This window comes from Bradyrhizobium sp. AZCC 2176 (assembly GCF_036924645.1).
Taxonomy (GTDB): Bacteria; Pseudomonadota; Alphaproteobacteria; order Rhizobiales; family Xanthobacteraceae; genus Bradyrhizobium.
Window position 1 is genome coordinate 1918445 of the sequence record NZ_JAZHRX010000001.1, and the last position, 20036, is coordinate 1938480.

Sequence of the window (20036 nt, forward strand, 5' to 3'; positions counted from 1 at the left end):
GCGATTGAGGCCGTGATCCGGGGCGCCCGCCCTGATATGTTGCATGCCATCACGTCAGGGGATTTTCATGGTCAGATCGGTCCATCGTCGCGCATGACCAACGGCAATCCCAACGTGCTTCATGTGGCGGGCCTGACCAAGAGCTACCGTACGGCCGGCGAGGAAGTCGCGGTGCTGCGCGGGGTGAACCTGACGGTCGCCGCGGGCGAGAGTGTCGCGCTGACGGGTGAATCCGGTAGCGGCAAGAGCACGCTGTTACACCTGATCGCAGGCCTCGATGCGGCCGATGGGGGCGAGATCAGGCTGGCCGATGCACAGGTCTCCGAACTTAACGATGCTGCCCGGGCGGAATTGCGCCGCGACCGGCTCGGCCTGGTGTTTCAGCAATACAACCTGATCCCGAGTCTCACGGTGGAGCACAACCTCGTCTTCCAGTCGCGCATCGCCGGCCGCCACGACGCGGCCTGGCACCGCGAACTGGTGGAGCGGCTGGGACTCGGCCGTTTCCTGAAACGCTATCCCGAGCAATTGTCCGGCGGCCAGCAACAACGCGTCGCGATCGGCCGGGCGCTAGCCGTAAAACCGCTGCTGCTGCTGGCGGATGAGCCGACCGGCAATCTCGACGAGGACACCGCGGACGAGGTGCTGGCGCTGGCGCGCGATCTGGTGACGCGCAGCGGCTGCGGTTTTCTCATGGTGACCCACAGCGAACGGCTCGCCGCCACGCTCGACCGCCAGGTCAACCTCCATGCCGGGGTGATCGCGTGAAGCGCGCGCTGTGGACGCTGGCCGTATTGCTGAGCCATTGGCGGCGGCATCCGATGCAGCTTGCTACCTTGCTGATCGGATTGATCTCGGCAACCGCGCTGTGGAGCGGCGTGCAGGCGCTCAATCAGCAGGCGCGCAACTCCTACGATCGCGCCGCCGCCACGTTTGGCGGCACGCGCACCGCCATGCTGGTCGCCCGCAGCGGCGCAAGTTTTCCGCAACAACTCTTCGTCGATTTGCGCCGCGCCGGCTGGCCTGTCTCGCCGGTACTCGAAGGCCGGATCCAGATCGAGCGGACGCTCGTTCCGCCTACTGGGCATCGAACCGGTGACGCTGCCCGCGGAAGTCGGCAATGCGCCTACGATCGGCAGAGCCGATCTGCTGTCCTTCATGACACCGCCGGGCGCGACGCTGGTGGCACCGGAGACGCTTTCCGACCTCAAGCTCGCGGAGGGCGCCCGCCCAGAGGCCAATGGCAGCGCGTTGCTGCCGCCGCTTCGCGTGCAGCCGAATCTCGCGCCCGGCGTATTGGTCGTCGACATCGGCATCGCGCAGAGCCTTTTGAAAATGCCGGATCAGCTCTCGCGCCTGCTGATCGGCAAGACGGCGGGCAAGCGCGCATCTCTTGAAAGCATTGCCGGCGACAGGCTTCGCCAGATCGAACCCGATGCGGAGACCGACCTTGAGCGCCTCACCGACAGTTTTCACCTGAATTTGACCGCGTTCGGGTTGCTGTCGTTCTTTGTCGGACTCTTTATCGTCAATTCCGCGATCGGGCTCGCCTTCGAGCAACGCCTGCCGGTGTTGCGCACCTTGCGCGCCTGCGGCGTCTCGGCGCGGATGCTCAACGGCGTGCTGGTGCTTGAGCTGGTGTCGCTGGCGCTGATCGCGGGGCTGATTGGTCTGGTGTGCGGCTACTTTATCGCCGGTGCGCTGCTGCCCGACGTCGCCGCATCGCTGCGCGGACTTTATGGCGCGCAAATTCCGGGGCACCTGACGCTCAAGCCGCAATGGTGGTTTGCGGGCATCGCCATCAGCATTCTCGGCGCGCTCGCCGCCGCTGCCGCCAGCCTGACCAAGGCGCTGCGGTTGCCGTTGCTTGCCACCGCCCAGCCTTTCGCCTGGCAACAGGCGCAGCGGCGCTGGCTGACCTATCAGAGCGCGCTGGCGCTCGCGGCATTCGCCGCTGCGGCATGCTTTCTCTTGTTCGGCGATTCCCTGATTTCGGGCTTTGCCGTGCTCGCTGCATTGATGCTGGGCGCGGCGCTGATCCTGCCGATGTTCCTGGAATTCATGCTGTCGCTGGGTCAGCGCTATGCGCGAGCCCCGGTCAGCATCTGGTTCTGGGCCGATAGCCGTCAGCAACTATCCGGGCTGTCGCTCGCCCTGATGGCGCTGTTGCTTGCACTTGCCGTCAATGTCGGCGTCTCCACCATGGTCGAGAGTTTCAGCCGCACGTTCCTGGTCTGGCTCGACGGGCGGCTGGCGGCGGATGTCTATGTCAGCGCGGTCAACGACGCACAGGCGAGCGAGATCAGGGCGTGGCTGCGCGAGCGTCCGGAGGTCGAGGCGGTCCTCCCCGGCGGCCGCGCCGATACGCAATTGGCGGGCGCGCCGATCGAGGTGCTGGGCCTGCCCGATCACGCCATCTATCGCGACAACTGGCCGCTGCTGCAGTCTGCCGACAATGCCTGGGTCAGGCTCCGTCCCGGCAATGCGGCCCTTGTCAGCGAACAACTGGCGCGGCGGCTGAAGCTTTCCGTCGGCGACCGCATCGAAGTGCCCGCGTCAGGCGGAAACTGGACGCTCGACGTGGCCGGCATCTATGCCGATTACGGCAACCCCAAGGGCCAGATCGCGGTGAACTTCGCCGCGCTGACGCGGCGCTTTCCGGAAGTCCCGCTGACGCGCATGGGATTGCGGGTCACCTCACCAAAGATACCGGCACTGATCTCGGCACTGCAGGAAAAATTCGCGCTCGACGACCGCAATGTCGCCGACCAGGCGACGATGAAGGCGGAATCGACGCGGATTTTCAACCGCACTTTTGCGGTAACCGCCGCGCTGAATGCCTTCACGCTTGGGGTGGCCGGCATCGCGCTGTTGACGAGCCTGCTGACGCTTGCCAATTCCCGGCTGCCGCAACTGGCGCCGCTATGGGCGATCGGCATCACGCGGCGGCGGCTCGCGGTGATCGAACTTCTGAAGACGATGTCGGTGGCGCTGATCACCACCATCTTCGCGCTTCCGCTCGGTCTGCTGGTCGCGTGGTGTCTGCTTGCGATCGTCAACGTCAAGGCATTCGGCTGGCGGTTGCCGTTCCATCTCTTTCCGCTGCAACTGCTGTGGCTCACGGGCGTCGCGATGGCGGCCGCGCTCGCCGCGTCTGCGCTTCCCGTCATCAGGCTGGCGCGCATGCAGCCGGCCAGCCTGATCAGGATTTTTGCCAATGAACGGTAGAGCGTTTTCGAGCGAAGTGGGAACCGGTTCGTGTCAAGAAAACGCGTCAAATCAAGAATCTAGAGCCCCGTTTCGATTCCATCGAAGCGGAAAAGGCTCTAGCGGCCCGATCACCCGGCGCGGCTTCGTCGGCGGCGCACTCCTCGCGGCGCTCAGTGGCAAGGCACTCGCGCAGGGCTTCGCGGGGTTGGGTGAAAGCGCGGAGGGATTTGCGTCGGTCGTGCCCGGCAGGACATTCGCATTTCCCGCCGACCACGGACCACATCCAGAATTCCGCATCGAGTGGTGGTACGTGACGGCCAATCTCGCCGACGCGCATGGGGCGGCCTACGGCGCCCAATGGACGCTGTTTCGACAGGCTATCGCTGCCGGCGGGCCGCCGGAGGGCTGGGCCAACCAGCAGATATGGATGGGCCATGCCGCCGTCACGCGCGCCGATACCCATCGCTTCAGCCAGGCGTTCGCGCGCGGCGGGGTCGGCCAGGCCGGTGTCGACGCAAAACCATTTCACGCCTGGATCGATGCCTGGGAGATGCGTGGGCTCGATCCGGCGACTGACGAAAATATTGCGCCGTGTGAGCTGAAAGCGTCGGGCTCGGACTTCAGCTATACGCTGCGCCTCGGTGCGGAGCGTCCGCTGGTGCTGCAGGGCGACGGCGGCTACAGCCGCAAATCGCTGCGCGAACAGGCCTCCTACTATTACAGCCAGCCGCATTATACGGCGGCGGGCATCCTGACCATCGACGACAGGCCTGTCGATGTCACCGGCATGGCCTGGCTCGATCGCGAGTGGAGCAGCCAGCCGCTGGCCTCGGATCAAAGCGGATGGGACTGGCTCTCGTTGCATTTCAACGCCGGCCACAAGCTGATGCTGTACCGGATGCGCCAGACCGACGGCCAGCATTACGGCTCCGGCAAATGGATCGCGCCCGACGGCAGCACCGAACAGCTCGCCTCCGCCGACATCACGATGACGCCGCTGACCTTTACCGAGATCGAGAAGCGAAAGATCCCGACGATTTGGCGTATCGCTATCCCGAGGATGGCGGTTTCGATTGAATGCAGGCCGCTCAACGCCAGAAGCTGGATGGGGACGAGCTTTCCCTATTGGGAAGGCCCGATCAGTTTCAGCGGCAGCCATTCGGGACTGGGTTATCTGGAAATGACCGGCTATTAAGCCGTCGCACGAACAGGGAAAATTCTGCGATGTATCACTTTACCGCGCTCATCACCTTGCTGGCGATCCTGGTCTACTTCTACTCGTCCATTCTGGTATCGCGGGCGCGCGGCAAGTTCGGCGTCAAGCTGCCGGCGATTTCGGGCAATCCGGATTTCGAGCGCGTGTTTCGCGCGCAAATGAATACGCTGGAGTGGCTGCCGATCTTCCTGCCGTCGCTGTGGCTGTTCGCGATCTATGTCGGCGACGGCATCGCGGCCGCACTCGGGCTGGTCTGGGTGATCGGCCGGATTCTCTACGTGTTCGGCTATGCCAGGGCGGTCAAGGACCGCAGTACGGGCTTTGCTATCCAGGCGCTGGCCACGATCGCGCTATGGCTGGGAGCCTTTGGCGCCATCGTATGGCGGCTGGTGCAGGTGTGAGAAGAACGCAAGCCCCATCCCCGTCGCCCCTGCGAACGCAGGGGCCCATACGCCGCGGACGGCGTATGGGCACATTGGAAGAGAGCTTCGCTTCAGCAACTCGCTGCGGCAATTGGCCAACGCAAAGCATCAGCTACCGCGCGTCATCGATAGATCACGCGGTATGGCTCCGTGCTTTCGCAGGGACGACGGAGAGAGCTACTTCACCAGCGGGCAGCCGGAATCCTTCGCCGCCGGAAACGCCTTGTCGCCGGGAACGACCGCAAGCTGCTTGTAGTAATCCCACGGCTTCTTCGATTCCGACGGCTTCTTGACCTCGAACAGATAGAGGTCGTGCACCATGCGGCCGTTCTCCAGCACCTTGCCGCCTTGCGCGAAGTCGTCGTCCACCGGAAGCTCCTTTAATTTCTTCGCCACCGCCTCGGTGTCCTTGGTGCCGGCCGCCTTGACCGCCTTCAGATATTGCAGCGTCGCCGAATAGGTGCCGGCCTGGATCATGTTCGGCATACGGCCGGTGCGCTTGAAGAAGCGTTCGGCGAGGTTGCGGCTCTTGGCGTCGCGGTCCCAGTAGTAGCCTTCCGTCAGCACCAGGCCTTGCGCGGCCTCGAGCCCGAGGCCGTGGACTTCGGCGAGCGTCAGCAGCAGGCCGGCGAGCTTCTGGCCGCTCTTGACGATGCCGAATTCCGCCGCCTGCTTGATCGAGTTTGTCGTGTCGAGGCCGGCATTGGCGAGACCGATGATCTTGGCTTTCGAGCTCTGCGCCTGCAGCAGGAACGACGAGAAGTCCGACGAGTTCAGGGGAATGCGGACCGCGCCCAATACCTTGCCGCCCTTGGCCTTGACGAAATCACCGGTGTCCTTTTCCAGCGCATGGCCGAACGCATAGTCCGCGGTCATGAAGAACCAGCTATCGCCGCCGGATTCCACCAGCGCGCCGCCGGTGCCGTAAGCGAGCGCGTGGGTATCGTAGGCCCAGTGGAATCCGTAAGGCTGGCAGGCATCGCCGGTCAGGCGCGATGTCGCGGCACCCACGACGATGTCGATCTTCTTCATCTGCTTGGAGAGATCGTGGATCGCGAGTGCGACCGAGGACGTCGTCAGTTCCGTGATCATGTCGACGCCTTCGACCTCATACCAGCGCCGCGCGATGGCAGTGCCGAGATCTGGCTTGTTCTGGTGATCGGCGGAGACGACTTCGATCTTCTGGCCCAGCACCTCGCCGCCGAAATCCTCGACCGCCATCTTGGCGGCCTCGAAGGACCACTTGCCGCCGTAATCGGCATAGACGCCGGATTGATCGTTGAGAATACCGATCTTGACGCCCTGCGCCGAGGCCGGCCCGGCGAGCAAAAGGCCACCCACCGCCACGGCGGCTAACAATCCCGACTTCATTCTTTTCTCCCGGAATTTTTTGTCAGAGGAACTTTGTCAGAGGAACTTGGCAACACTATTCAATAACCCCGCACCTGCCCATCCATTTCGGATCGGCCAAAAGTATGGGGAACTCTATCCGTCATTCCGGGGCGCGACGAAGTCGCGAACCCGGAATCCATTGGGCCGCATCATGTGCCGTAAAATGGATTCCGGGCTCGCGCTTCGCGCGCCCCGGAATGACGGCAGGGGCCAATCGTCCGATCCGCCAACTCACGCTTCAGCCGGCTTCTTGCCCTTACCGTCCGCCAGATTTCGCACGATCACATAAAAGATCGGCGTGAAGATCAGGCCGAACAGCGTCCACCCCGAGCATGCCGAAGAACACCGCGACGCCGACCGCCTGACGCATCTCCGAGCCTGAGCCCGACGAGATCACCAGCGGCAGCACGCCGAGGATGAAGGCGAACGACGTCATCAGGATCGGCCGCAATCTCAATCGGCAGGCTTCGATCACCGCATCCAGCCGCGACTTGCCTTCCAGCTCGATATCGCGCGCGAACTCGACGATCAGGATGGCGTTCTTGGCCGCCAGCCCCACCAGCACCACGAAACCGATCTGGGTCAGGATGTTGACGTCCTGCCCCATGATCCGCACGCCGATGGTGGCAGCGAGCAGGCACATCGGCACGATCAGAATGACCGCAAACGGCAGGCTCCACGAGCCGTATTGCGCCGCCAGCACCAGGAACACGAACAGCACGCAGATCGGAAACACGTAAAGGCCGGTGTTGCCGCCGGTGACCTGCTGATACGAGAGGTCCGTCCACTCGAACGAGAAGCCGCTCGGCAACGTCTCCTCGGCCAGCTTCTTCATGGTGTCGATCGCGGTCGCCGAACTGGTGCCCGGCAGCGTGTCACCCTGCAACTCGGATGCGGGGTACAAATTGTAACGCGCGACGCGGTCGGGGCCGGAGATGTCGCTGAAACTCACGACGCTGCCAAGCATCACCATGTCGCCAGCGGCGTTGCGGGTACGCAGTCGCGCGAGATCGGACGTCTCCTTCCGGAACGGCAGGTCGGCCTGCGCCGTGACGTGGTAGGTGCGGCCGAACAAATTGAAGTCGTTGACATAGGACGAGCCGAAATAGGTCTGGATCGTGTCGGTGATATTGGCGATCGGCACGCCAAGCTTTTGCGCCTTGACGCGGTCGATGTCGACGAACAGTTGCGGCGTGTTGGCGGCGAACGTCGAGAACACCTGGGTCAGTCCGGGCGCCTTGCGCGCGGCGCCGATCAGCTCGTCGGTTGCCGCCGCCAGCATTTCCGAGCCGCGACCCTGGCGGTCCTGGATCCGCATCGTGAAGCCGCCGCCGGTGCCGATGCCGGGCACCGCGGGCGGCGGGATGACGATGATGAAGGCTCCCTTGATGCTCGCCAGCCGACCGCGCAGGTTGTTCGCGATCACGCCTGCGGAAAGTCCCTTCTTGTGGCGCGCTTCTGGATCTTCGAATACCGGGAATAGTGCCGCAGCATTGCTCGCCTGCGTTCGGGTCGCGCCCGAGAAGCCGGCAAACGCTGCGACACGGACGATGCCCGGCGTATCGAGCGCGATGCGCTCGATCTCGCGCACGACCTCGGTTGTGCGCGCCAGCGACGCCGCGCCCGGCAACTGCACCGAGACGATGACGTAACCGCGGTCCTGCGCCGGAATGAAACCTTGCGGCGTGGTCATCAACAGCCAGCCTGCGCTGCCGATCAGCGCCGCATAGAGCACCAGCATCACCACCGCGTGCCGGATCACGAAATCGGCGGCGCTGGCATAGCCATGCGCCAGCCGGTCGAAGCCGCGGTTGAAAACGCCGGTAAAAGCGTCCCAGCCGCGCGCGATGAAATTCCATCTCGCCGGCGGCCGCTTGTCCTCATGCGGCTGCAGGATCAGCGAGGCCAGCGCCGGCGAAAGCGTCAGCGAACAGAAGCAGGAAATCGCGGTCGCGACCGCAATGGTCACGGCGAACTGCTGGAAGAACTGCCCGGAGATGCCGCCGAGGAACGCCGTCGGGACGAACACCGCGCACAACACCAGCGCGATCGACACCAGCGCGCTGCCGACCTCCTCCATGGTGCGCAATGCCGCATCGCGGCGGCTCATGCCGTGTTCGAGATGGCGCTCGACATTCTCGACCACCACGATCGCGTCGTCGACCACGATACCGACCGCCAGCACGAGGCCGAACAGCGTGAGGTTGTTGATCGAAAATCCCAGCGCCGCCATCACCGCAAAGGTGCCGACCAGCGACACCGGGATCGCGATGATCGGAATGATGGCCGGCCGCCAGCCCTGCAAAAACACCAGCACCACGATCACGACCAGCGCCATCGCCTCGTAGATCGTCTTGATCAGCTCGCTGACGGACTGTGCGATGAATTCGGTCGGATTGTAGCCGATATTGTAGTCGAGCCCTTTCGGGAAACTCGCCTTCAACCGCTCCATCGTGTTCGAAATGCTCTTGGCGGTCGCGAGCGCATTGGAGCCGGGCCGCTGCGTCACCAGCATGGCGACCGCGGATTTCCGCAGCAGGAAGCTGTTGGTCGAATAGGCCAGCGCGCCAAGTTCGATCCGCGCGACGTCGCGCAGCTTGACCGTGCGCCCGTCGGCGCCGGCCTTGACCACGATCTCTTCAAACTGCTTTGGGTCCTTCAGACGGCCGGTAAAGGTGAGATTCGGCGAGAAGGCGCGGTCGGCAATCGGCGGCTCCGCGATCTGCCCGCCTGCGATCTGCACGTTTTGCGAGCGGATCGCCGCCACCACCTCGCCGGCCGTCAGGCCCAGCGTGGAGATCTTGTCGGGATCGAGCCACAGCCGCATCGAATAGTCGCGCGCGCCGAAAATCTGGATGTCGCCGACGCCGTCGAGCCTGAGCAACTGGTCGCGGACCTGCAGCAGCGCATAGTTGGAGATATAGAGCTGGTCGAATGTGTCGTCCGGCGACAGCATGAACACGACCATCAGAATGTCGGGGCTGTTCTTGCGGGTGATGACGCCGTTGCGCTGCACCTCTTCGGGCAGCCGCGGCTGCGCGATCGCGACGCGGTTCTGGACCAGCACCTGGGCCTTGTCGAGATCGGTGCCGAGCTTGAACGTCACCGTGATCGTCAACTGCCCGTTCGAGGTGGCCTGGCTGTAGAGATACAGCATGTCCTCGACGCCGTTGATTTCCTGCTCGATCGGAGCCGCAACCGTATCGGACACGGTTTGCGCCGACGCACCAGGATACTGCGTGGTGACCACCACCGTCGGCGGCACCACTTGCGGATATTCCGAGACCGGCAGCGTCGTATAGGCGATCGCGCCGACGATCAGCAGCACGATCGACAGCACCATCGCCAAAATGGGCTGGTTGATGGAGAGCCGGCCGAGATTCATGTCTTGCCACCGGCCGGCTTGACCTCAGCCGTCTGCGGGGTGACTTTCGCGCCGACGCGCGCCCGCTGCAAGCCGTCAACTATCACCCGGTCTTCAGGCTTAAGGCCCTCGCGGATCACGCGCAGCCCCTCGTCGAGCGGCCCAAGCGTTACGGGCCTGGCCTCGACCGTATTGTCGTCCTTGACCACAAAGACGATCTTGCGCGACTGGTCGGTCGCGACAGCCGTGTCCGGCAGCAGCAGCGCCTCATACGGCGCACTGCCGATGATGCGCACCCGGCCGAACTGGCCGGGCAGAATCGAGAGATCCTTGTTCGGGATCACGGCGCGGCTGCGCAGCGTCCCGGTGGAGACGTCCAGGCGGTTGTCGAGGAAATCCATCTTGCCCTCATGCGAGGGCTTGGTCTCGCCGGTCAGCATCACCTGCACCGGGTTCGGCGTGTCGCGCGAACTCGGGCGCTTGCCTTCGAACCAGAGCCGGCTATTCCGCTGGTAGGTCGCCTCGTCGACATCGAAATAGATGTAGATCGGATCGAGCGAGACGATCGAGGTGAGCAGCGTCGCGCCGCCCTCGCTGCCCTGCACGAGGTTGCCGGGCGTGACCAGATGGCGGCTGACGCGGCCGGTGATCGGCGCCATCACATGGGTGAACTCGATATTGAGCTTGGCGGCCTTGAGCGCGCCTTCGGCCTGCATTTCCGCGGCGCGCGCCGCCTGCAAAGTCTGACGGCGTTGGTCGACGATGGAATCGGACACGGCTTGCGTCTGGTTCAGCGTCAGCGCGCGGTCGAGTTCGCGCCTGGCGAGTTCTGCCTTCGCGCGGGCGTCCGACAACTGGCCGTCGGCCTGCTCGGCGACTGCCTCGAACGGACGGGCGTCAATCACGTAAAGCAGATCGCCCGACCGCACGATCGCGCCATCGCGGAATTCGACACTGGTGACGAAACCGCCGACGCGGGCGCGAACCTGCACTTCCTGAATTGCCTCGAACCGTCCGGTGAATTCATCCCAATCCGTGACGGTGCGCTTCACCGGCTGCGCGACGGTGACCGGTGGCGCCGCGGGAGCCGCCTGCTGCGGCGGTTTGTTGTCACAAGCCGACAGCGCCAGCGCAAGCAGCGGGGTCAACCATCTGAGGCTACGAGGTGAGCGAATGTCGGCCCCCGCCGGCAAGGCCGGACGTTTCAATTGCTCAGTTGCAGTCAAACCCCATCTCCCCTCTCGACATCCCTGATGGATGAAAGCCGCCGTGGAACTTATGGCGGAGGCCACAGATGTGATCAGTTCCCAGTCTCGTCAAGAACCCGACGGGATCAAGCACAATCGTTATGCATCCGCGCAGGCAACGCTCTGCACCATCCGGATCTCATGCTTTCCGCACTGCGACGAAGGTGGAACCGGCAGCAACGAACGATCAGCTAATCGTCGACTGATGACGAAAACGTGACATCGCAAAGGCCTACTGCCGCGCAGTTGTAGGACGGGTGGAGCGAAGCGATAGCCCCTCAACTACCGGTGCACATGGCGATGGGTATCGCGGAGCCTGTCATAAGGCCTGACGGCCTTTGCGCACACCATCACCATCTTCGGACATGACGCCGGGAATTTCCTCCGCTAACCTTGCCGCCAAGGCCCGCAACAAGGGCCAAAAAATGTCCGGGGAGGACAAGCGTGCACAAAGGGCGTGTCGTTTTCGGCGCCATGGATGAGGTCGTGTTCGGCCGGCCGGCATCCGAGGCGCTCGTCGAGCAGTTGAACCGGCTCGGCACCACCCGCGCCTTCCTGATGGTCAGCGGCACGCTGAACCGCGAAACCGATGAGATCGAGATCATCCGCCGCGCGCTGGGGTCGCGCTGCGCCGGCGCCTTCGGCGCGATGCCGCCGCACACGCCACGAGCCGCCGTCATCGCTGCCAGCGAACAGGCCCGCGCCGCGAAAGCCGATCTCATCGTCACGATCGGCGGCGGCTCGATCACCGACGGCGCAAAAGCAGTGCAGCTTTGCCTCGCCAACGACATCCGCAACACCGATGACATCGACAGGATCAGGGCCGGTCGCGGCGCCCCGCCGCAGCTCACCGCGCCGACGGTGCGCCAGATCAGCGTGCCGACGACAATCGCCGGCGGCGAATTCTCCGCCACGGCGGGGGTCACCAACGAGAAGACCAAGGTCAAGGAAGCGCTACGCCATCCGCTGTTGATGCCGCGCGCAGTGATCCTCGATCCCTGGCTGAGCCAGCACACGCCGGAATGGCTGTGGCTCTCGACCGGCATCCGCGCCGTCGATCATTGCGTCGAGGGCATCTGCGCGCGCGAGGCTCATCCTTACGGCGACGCGCAGGCGCTGAAAGGGCTGTCGATGCTGGCGCAGGCGCTGCCGCGGGTGAAGGCCGATGCCGGCGACCTCGACGCACGGATGGATTGCCAGATCGGGACCTGGCTTTCGACCGGACCGCTGGCTTCCGGCGTGCCGATGGGGGCGAGCCACGGCATCGGCTACGTACTCGGCGCGGAGTTCGGCGTGCCGCACGGCTACACCTCCTGCGTAATGCTGCCGTCGGTGATGCGTTGGAACAAGTCTGTCAACGCCGAGCGGCAGGCGCAGATCGCAGCCGCGATGGGGCATCCGAACGAGGACGCCGGCGACGTGCTCGCCGCCTTCATTCGCGGCCTCGGCATGCCGCGCAGCCTGCGCGAGGTCAACGTCGAGCCTGAGCATTTCGACCGCATCGCGCAAGCCGCGATGGCAACGCCCTGGGTGCCGCGCAATCCACGCAAGATCGAGGGGCCTGCGCAGGTTCGCGAAATTCTGGATATGGCCGCGTAAGGAGACCAGAGCCAACATGTACACCGGCAAGCATGCTCATCTTCGACCGCTTCAGCCCGCCTTCATTATGGCAAGCACAGGCGAAGCCGTCACCTATCGCGAGCTGGACGCGCGCTCCAACCGGCTGGCGCATCTGTTTCGCAGCCGTGGCCTCAAGCGGCTTGATCACTATTCGATCTTCATGGAGAACAACAGCCGCTACTTCGAAGCCTGTGCCGCGGGTGAACGGAGCGGACTTTATTATACCTGCGTGAATTCATACCTGACGGCGGGCGAACTCGCCTACATCCTCACCAACAGCCAGTCGCGCATCCTCATCACCTCGCAAGCGAAGCTCGATGTCGCGCGCGCGGCGCTGAAGGAATGCCCCAAGGTCGAGCTTTGCATCGTCGCCGACGGCGACGGCGAAAGCGACCGCGTCGTCGGCCTGCAACAGGCAACGTCGGAGCTGCCGAAAACCCCGATATCGGACGAAAGCGTCGGCACCGCGATGCTCTATTCGTCGGGTACCACCGGTCGGCCGAAAGGCATTCTGCGGCCGCTGCCGGAGCAGCCGCCGGTGCAAAACCTGCCGATCTTCGATTTCCTGCACGCCATCTGGCAGTACCGCGAAGGCATGATCTATCTCTCACCTGCCCCGCTCTATCATTCGGCGCCGCAGGCGGCCGTCAACCTGACCATCCGTGCGGGCGGCACCGTCATCATCATGGAAAGTTTTGATCCGGAAAAATATCTGGAACTGGTCCCGAAATGGGGCGTCACGCACACCCAGCTTGTGCCCACGATGTTCTCGCGCATGCTGAAACTGCCGGAACAGGTGCGAACGCGTTACGACCTGTCATCCCTCGAAATCGCGATCCACGCCGCTGCGCCCTGCCCTGCGGCCGTAAAGGATGACATCATTAAATGGTGGGGGCCGATCATCCATGAATATTATGGCGCCACCGAAGGGCTCGGCTTCACCGCCTGCAACAGCGAGGAATGGCTGGCCCATCGCGGCACCGTCGGCCGGGTGCTGCTCGGCGACCTCCATATTCTCGATGAAAACATGCAGCCCTGCCCGGTCGGCACATCAGGCACGGTGTGGTTCAAGACCGCGACCCCGTTCGAATATTTCAACGATCCGGCCAAGACCAAGGAGGCCCGTTCGGCCGACGGCAGCATGAGCACGGTCGGCGACGTCGGCTATGTCGACGATGACGGATTTCTCTATCTGACCGATCGCGCCACGTTCATGATCATCTCCGGCGGCGTCAACATCTATCCGCAGGAATGCGAGAACCTCTTGATCACCCATCCGAAGATCGCGGACGCGGCGGTGTTTGGCGTGCCAAATCCGGATCTCGGCGAAGAGGTGAAGGCCGTGGTGCAGCCGATGCCAGGCGTTTCGGTAGGCCAGGAACTGGCCGACGAACTGATCGCCTTCTGCAGCCAATCGCTGTCCCGCCAGAAAGTGCCCCGCTCGATCGATTTCGAAGCGGAATTACCGCGGCTGCCGACCGGCAAGCTCTACAAGCGCCTGTTGCGCGATCGTTACTGGGGCAACAAGACCTCGCGGATCGTCTAGAGCACGATCCGGAAAAGTGGGTACCGGTTTTCCCTCGCGACAAACGCGTGACGCGTTTGCGCGGAGCTCATGCTCAAATCAAGGAGATAGAGCGAGATGACGATTCGAAGAAAGGTCATCTCGCTCTAGCGAGATGGGTCATCTTCAGACGAAGCCATGTAGCGAGTTGCGATGCAACGACCGCGCTGCAACGAAGCGGCAGAACTCCGGCAACAGCCGGCAAATCGTCGCAAGTTCCGCTACGCGGATTTCGCTTAGTCCGAATTGCCAATCCTCGCATCGGCTTGGCCGGTTGCCCCAACGCTGCGCCGTGGTATCGTCGATACCAATCGGCCAGTTGAGACCGAAAAATGTGGAGGGGATCATGCGGAGCGTGCAAGCGCTTGCCGTTACGGCATTGTTGTTGCTGCCGGCTTTTGATGTTGCGTCGGCGGGCGAGCCGAAGCAGGGCGGCGTCCTCAGGGTCTATCATCGTGACAGCCCGGGCAGCGCCTCGATCCACGAGGGCGCGACCTACTCGATCAACATTCCCTTCATGCCGGTTTTCAACAACCTCGTCGTGTTCAAGCAGGACGTGGCGCAAAACAGCGTGGATTCGATCGTCCCCGATCTCGCGGAGAGCTGGGCGTGGAGCAGTGACAACAAGAAGTTGACCTTCAAGCTGCGGCAGGGTGTCAAATGGCATGACGGCAAGCCGTTCACGTCGGCCGACGTCAAATGCACCTTCGACATGCTGATGGGAAAGTCGCAGCAGAAGTTCCGCCAGAACCCGCGCAAATCCTGGTACGATCAGGTCAGCGAAGTGACCGTCAACGGCGATTTCGAAGCGTCATTCGAACTAAAGCGACCGCAACCGGCTTTGCTGTCGCTGCTCGCCTCGGGCTACACGCCGGTTTACCCCTGCCACGTCTCCCCGGCCGAGATGCGCACCAAGCCGATCGGCACCGGGCCGTTCAAGTTCGTCGAGTTCAAGGCCAACGAATCGATCAAGCTGACCAAAAATCCCGACTACTTCAAGAAAGGCCTGCCGCATCTCGACGGCATCGAATTCACCATCATTACCAACCGATCGACGGCGATTCTCGGATTTGTATCCGGAAAATTCGACATGACCTTCCCGACCGAAGTGTCGATCCCGCTGCTCAAGGAGGTCAAGTCGCAGGCGCCGAACGCGGTCTGCGTGGTTGAGCCGATCAACGTCTCGACCAACATCATCGTCAATTCGTCCTCCCCGCCGTTCGACAATATCGACATTCGCCGGGCACTGGCGCTGGCGCTGGACCGCAAGGCGTTCGTGCAGATCCTGTTCGAGGGACAGGCCGATATCGGCGGCACCATGCTGCCGGCGCCGGGCGGATTGTGGGCGATGCCGAAGGAAATGCTGGAATCGATCCCGGGCTACGGCCCCGACATCAACGCCAACCGGGAAGCGGCGCGCAAATTGATGCAGAAGGCGGGTTACGGCCCGGACAAGCGTCTCGCCGTCAGGGTCTCGACGCGCAATATTCCGGTCTACCGCGATCCCGCGGTCATCCTGATCGATCAGATCAAGAGCATCTATATCGACGCCGAACTCGACGTCGTCGATACCGCACAATGGTTCCCGAAGGTCGCGCGCAAGGATTACTCGCTCGGCCTCAATCTTACCGGCAACGCGGTCGACGATCCCGACCAGTCGTTCTACGAAAACTATTCCTGCGGCTCGGAGCGGAACTACACCAACTACTGCAACAAGGAAATCGAAAAACTGTTCGACCAGCAATCCGCCGAGACCGACGTCGCCAAGCGCAAGAAGCTTGTCTGGGAGATCGACAAGAAACTGCAGGAGGACGTGGCGCGCCCGATCATCTTCCACGCCCGCCAGGGCTCGTGCTGGCAGCCTTACGTCAAGGGCATCACCATCATGGTGAACAGCTCCTATAACGGCTATCGTTACGAAGACGTCTGGATGGACAAGTAAGCCGAGTCGCGGGTTAGTTCGCCAGCCGGGGTCTATTAACTTGCGTAACTTGCGCGTATTCCGATCGCAAAACCGGTACCCACTTTTGCGGAACACGCTAACGGGAGAACCGCCTAGGTGTTTGCTTATATCGTGCGACGCCTTGCCTTGATGCTCGTGACCCTGGTCGGGATCTCGATCATCATCTTCGTGCTGTTGCGCGTTGTTCCCGGCAACATCGTCGACATCCTGTTCGACGCTGCCGGCTTCGTCGATCCCACCGACAAGGCCAATCTTGAAAAGGAGCTTGGCCTCAATCTGCCGATCTACCAGCAATATCTGAACTGGATTGGCGGGCTGCTGCATGGCGACCTCGGCTATTCCTACGTCTCGGAAAAGCCGGCGCTGCAGGAGATCCTGCCCCGCATTCCGATCACCGCGCGGCTCGCGGCGCTGGCGCTGCTGTTCTCCGCCTCCATCGGCATTCCCTTGGGCGTGCTGAGCGCGGTGCATCAGGGCTCGCGCCTCGACTATACCTTGCGCGTCGTCAGCCTGAGCGGCCTGTCGCTACCTTCCTTCTGGCTCGGCCTATTGATCCTGATGGCGTCGGTTTCCCTGTTTGGCAGCATGCCGATCTACAATCCGAATCCAAAAACCTGGACCGAAGCCTTCGCGATCTATGCGGTGCCTGCGATGGCGGTCGGCTTTCGCAGTGCCGCGCTGACCATGCGCATCACGCGTTCCTCGATGCTGGAAATCCTGCGGCAGGACTACATCCGCACCGCGCGCGCCAAGGGTGCGTCCGAGGCGTCGGTGAATTATCGCCACGCGCTGAAGAACGCCATTCTCCCGGTCATTACCGTAATCGGCATCGAGGCGGCGTTCCTGATCGGCGGGCTGATCGTCACCGAAACCGTGTTCAATATCCCCGGCGTCGCCCGCTTCCTGGTCGAGGCGCTGCGCTGGCGCGACTACCCGATCGTTCAGAACCTGGTGATGCTGATCGCCGTGGTCGTGGTGGTCGCAAATTTCACCGTCGACATGCTTTACGCCGCGATCGACCCGCGCATCCGGTATGGAGATTAGCCGCTTGGCCACGATCAATTTCGATAGCGAACTGAGACGAGCGGGCGCCTATTCGAACCGTGGCTGGCGCCGACTGCTGTTTCTGGCGCAGCGCTATCTGCTCGGTACATTCGGCCTCTTCATCATGGTGCTGTTTGTGTGGGTCGCGATATCCGCCGACCTGATCTGCCGCTTCGATCCGCTCAGCGTCGATTCCGCACATCGGCTGGCTTCGCCGAGCGCCCAGCACTGGATGGGAACCGATTCATTCGGCCGCGACGTCTGGAGCCGGATCGTCCATGGCGCACGGGTCTCGCTGGCCGTCGGCATCGGCGCCACGATGCTGGGATCGTCAATCGGCGTCATCGTCGGCCTCGCATCGGGCTACCTGTCAGGCTGGGTCGACCTCCTGTTCCAGCGCATCACCGACATTCTGCAGGCCCTGCCCCTGCTGGTGCTGGCGCTGGTAATGACGGCGGCACTCGGGCCGTCGCTGCCGAACGTGATCATCGCGATTGCGATCCCGCTGATCCCAACGGTCGCCCGTGTGATCCGCGCCAACACGCTGGCGCTGCGAGAACTGCCGTTCGTCGAGGCCGCCAAATCGATCGGCATGAGCGAGACGCGCATCGCGCTCCGCCACGTGCTGCCCAACACGCTGGCGCCCCTGATCGTACTGGCGACCGCGCAGCTCGGCTCCACCATCCTCACCGAGGCCTCGCTGTCGTTTCTCGGCCTGGGGATTCCCGAGCCCTATCCGTCCTGGGGACGCATGCTGTCGGAATCAGCGGCGGAATATGTCCGCACCGCGCCGTGGCTGGTGATCTTCCCCGGCGTCGCCATCAGCCTTGCGGTGTTCGGCACCAATCTGTTCGGCGACGCCTTGCGCGACATCCTCGACCCTAGGCAGCGCGGCTGATGACGGAGACGAAGAAGGCAGAAACGGTTCTCGATGTGAAGAACCTGCAGACGGTGTTCTTCACCAATTCGGGACTGTTCCGCGCGGTCGACGACGTCTCGTTCACCGTACGCCGCGGCGAGACACTGGCGATCGTCGGCGAGTCCGGCTGCGGCAAGAGCGTGACCGCGCTGTCGGTGATGCGGCTGGTGCCGGACCCGCCCGGCCGGGTGGTCGGCGGCTCGGTAACGCTGGAAGGGACCGACCTTCTCGGCCTCGACGAGGCCGAGATGCGCCAGATCCGCGGCAACCGGATCTCGATGATTTTTCAGGAGCCGATGACCTCGCTCAATCCGGTGATGCGGATCGGCGACCAGATCACCGAAGTGCTGCGCCTGCACCGGGAAATGACGTCCAAAGAGACGTGGGCGAAGGCCGTCGAGATGCTGCGCCTGGTCCGCATTCCCGAGCCGGAACGCCGCGCGCTGGAATATCCGCATCAGCTTTCCGGCGGGATGCGGCAACGCGCGATGATCGCGATGGCCCTGGCGTGCCGGCCGGCTTTGTTGATCGCGGACGAGCCGACGACCGCGCTCGACGTGACGATCCAGGCGCAGATCCTGGCGCTGATCGTCGATCTGCAGAAGACGCTCGGGACTGGATTGATCCTGATCACGCACGATCTCGGCGTGGTGGCGCAGACCGCCCAGCGCGTCATCGTGATGTATGCCGGCAAGAAGGTCGAGGAAGCGACTGTGGAAGACTTGTTCGCAAATCCGAAGCACCCGTATACGCGCGGGCTGATGGCCTCGATGCCGGCGGTGATTTCGTTTGGTGCCAAGACCGACGCGCGGCTGAACGAAATTCCCGGCATGGTGCCGTCACTGACCAACCTGCCGCCGGGCTGCGCCTTTGCGCCGCGCTGCAGCCTCGCCATCGATCGCTGCCGCGCAGAATACCCGCCGCTGCAGGAAGTCGACGGCGATCACTTCGCGGCGTGCTGGCGGGCGGCTGAATTGGTGGGCGTGCCATGACCGATCAACGCCCGTTGCTGGAGGTTACCGACCTCGTCAAGCACTACCCGGTGCGCGGCGGCGTGCTGCGACGTCGCGTCGGCACCGTGCATGCCGTCGATGGCGTCAGCTTTTCCGTCGGCAAGGGCGAGACGCTCGGCTTGGTCGGCGAATCCGGCTGCGGCAAATCGACGGTCGCGCGCAGCGTGTTGCGGCTGGTGGAACCATCCAGCGGCGCCATCAAGCTCAACGGCACCGACATCACGGGCTTAAGCAAGGCCGAGATGCGGCCGCATCGACGCTCGATGCAGATCGTGTTCCAGGATCCATTCGCCTCGCTCAATCCACGCATGACGGCAGGCGATATCGTCGGCGAGCCACTCAGCGTGCACGGGCTCGCCACCGGTCGGGCGCAACAGGAGCGCGTTGCCGAACTGTTCGCGCAGGTGGGCTTGCGGCCCGACCAGATGAAGAACTATCCGCATCAGTTCTCCGGCGGACAACGGCAGCGCATCTGCATTGCCCGCGCATTGTCGCTCGGGCCGAGTCTCATTGTGTGCGACGAGCCGGTCTCCGCGCTCGACGTCTCGATCCAGGCGCAGGTGATCAACCTGTTGATCGACCTGCAGCGGAAGAATGATTTCTCGTACCTGTTCATCGCCCACGACCTCGCCGTCGTCGCCCATATCAGCCACCGCGTCGCGGTGATGTATCTCGGGCGCATTGTCGAGATCGCGGACAAAAGCGAATTGTTTGCCAACCCGCGCCATCCCTATACGCAGGCGCTGCTGGCCTCGGTCCCGATCGCCGATCCCAAGGCAAAGCGCCTTGCGCCCATGGTCGACGGCGACGTCCCGAGCCCGATCAATCCACCGTCCGGCTGCGCCTTCCACACCCGCTGCCGCTACGCAATGGACCGTTGCAAGCTGGAGCGGCCGGCGCTGCTGGAGGCCGGTGCAGGACATCAGGTGGCATGCTGGCTCAATGACGGCACAGGACGGCCGGAGTAGAATCCGTAGGGTGGGCAAAGCGCAGCGTGCCCACCGTCTCTCGCACGGCACGAATGGTGGACACGGCGCAAGCGCGCCTTTGCCCACCCTACGC

12 protein-coding genes and 2 pseudogenes are annotated in these 20036 nt (G+C 63.4%); 11 read left to right on the forward strand and 3 right to left on the reverse strand.

What is annotated here, in order from left to right; translation table 11 throughout:
- Window positions 1-93 precede the first annotated feature (93 nt).
- The 4 genes and pseudogenes from V1288_RS08805 (at window position 94) to V1288_RS08820 (ending at window position 4827) form a co-directional block, all read left to right on the forward strand.
- A complete protein-coding gene (locus V1288_RS08805) occupies window positions 94-768 on the forward strand; it encodes an ABC transporter ATP-binding protein (RefSeq protein ID WP_334361255.1) in 675 nt (224 codons plus the stop codon).
- Window positions 765-3228, forward strand: a pseudogene (locus V1288_RS08810) (FtsX-like permease family protein). The gene V1288_RS08805 and the pseudogene V1288_RS08810 overlap by 4 nt, the downstream one beginning before the upstream one ends.
- Entirely contained in the window at window positions 3218-4405 is a 1188-nt protein-coding gene (locus V1288_RS08815; RefSeq protein ID WP_334356669.1) for a lipocalin-like domain-containing protein, read from the forward strand. Before V1288_RS08810 ends, V1288_RS08815 begins: the two are co-directional and overlap by 11 nt.
- Before the next feature lie 29 nt (window positions 4406-4434).
- On the forward strand, window positions 4435-4827 hold the full coding sequence (locus V1288_RS08820; protein ID WP_334356670.1) for an MAPEG family protein: 393 nt from the start codon (window positions 4435-4437) through the stop codon (window positions 4825-4827).
- A gap of 198 nt (window positions 4828-5025) precedes the next feature.
- On the opposite strand, the gene V1288_RS08825 is transcribed toward V1288_RS08820, so the two are convergent.
- From V1288_RS08825 to V1288_RS08835, 3 genes and pseudogenes are all read right to left on the reverse strand, one after another.
- The gene (locus V1288_RS08825; RefSeq protein ID WP_334356671.1) at window positions 5026-6219 is read right to left on the reverse strand and encodes an ABC transporter substrate-binding protein; all 1194 of its coding nucleotides are present in this window, start codon (window positions 6217-6219) and stop codon (window positions 5026-5028) included.
- Between the two features lie 252 nt (window positions 6220-6471).
- Window positions 6472-9625: pseudogene (locus V1288_RS08830) on the reverse strand (efflux RND transporter permease subunit).
- Window positions 9622-10752 (reverse strand): efflux RND transporter periplasmic adaptor subunit, encoded by a 1131-nt coding sequence (locus tag V1288_RS08835; RefSeq protein ID WP_442894017.1) that lies wholly within the window; start codon window positions 10750-10752, stop codon window positions 9622-9624. Before V1288_RS08835 ends, V1288_RS08830 begins: the two are co-directional and overlap by 4 nt.
- Window positions 10753-11295: 543 nt before the next feature.
- Between V1288_RS08835 and V1288_RS08840 the strand changes: the two genes are divergently transcribed.
- From V1288_RS08840 to V1288_RS08870, 7 genes are all read left to right on the forward strand, one after another.
- The gene (locus V1288_RS08840; protein ID WP_334356672.1) at window positions 11296-12450 is read left to right on the forward strand and encodes an iron-containing alcohol dehydrogenase; all 1155 of its coding nucleotides are present in this window, start codon (window positions 11296-11298) and stop codon (window positions 12448-12450) included.
- 16 nt (window positions 12451-12466) lie between these two features.
- Window positions 12467-14017 (forward strand): AMP-binding protein, encoded by a 1551-nt coding sequence (locus V1288_RS08845; RefSeq protein ID WP_334356673.1) that lies wholly within the window; start codon window positions 12467-12469, stop codon window positions 14015-14017.
- A gap of 364 nt (window positions 14018-14381) precedes the next feature.
- Window positions 14382-15977, forward strand: coding sequence for an ABC transporter substrate-binding protein (locus tag V1288_RS08850; protein ID WP_334356674.1), 1596 nt, complete (start codon window positions 14382-14384; stop codon window positions 15975-15977).
- A 117-nt stretch (window positions 15978-16094) separates the two neighbouring features.
- Window positions 16095-17042, forward strand: a complete 948-nt coding sequence (locus tag V1288_RS08855) for an ABC transporter permease (protein WP_334356675.1) — start codon at window positions 16095-16097, stop codon at window positions 17040-17042.
- 4 nt (window positions 17043-17046) lie between these two features.
- Window positions 17047-17940 (forward strand): ABC transporter permease, encoded by an 894-nt coding sequence (locus tag V1288_RS08860; RefSeq protein ID WP_334356676.1) that lies wholly within the window; start codon window positions 17047-17049, stop codon window positions 17938-17940.
- Window positions 17940-18953 (forward strand): ABC transporter ATP-binding protein, encoded by a 1014-nt coding sequence (locus tag V1288_RS08865; protein WP_334356677.1) that lies wholly within the window; start codon window positions 17940-17942, stop codon window positions 18951-18953. Before V1288_RS08860 ends, V1288_RS08865 begins: the two co-directional genes overlap by 1 nt.
- Window positions 18950-19942 carry an ABC transporter ATP-binding protein gene (locus tag V1288_RS08870; RefSeq protein WP_334356678.1) on the forward strand — a complete coding sequence of 331 codons (993 nt, stop codon included), beginning with the start codon at window positions 18950-18952 and terminating at the stop codon, window positions 19940-19942. The genes V1288_RS08865 and V1288_RS08870 overlap by 4 nt, the downstream gene beginning before the upstream one ends.
- The last annotated feature ends 94 nt before the right edge of the window (window positions 19943-20036 follow it).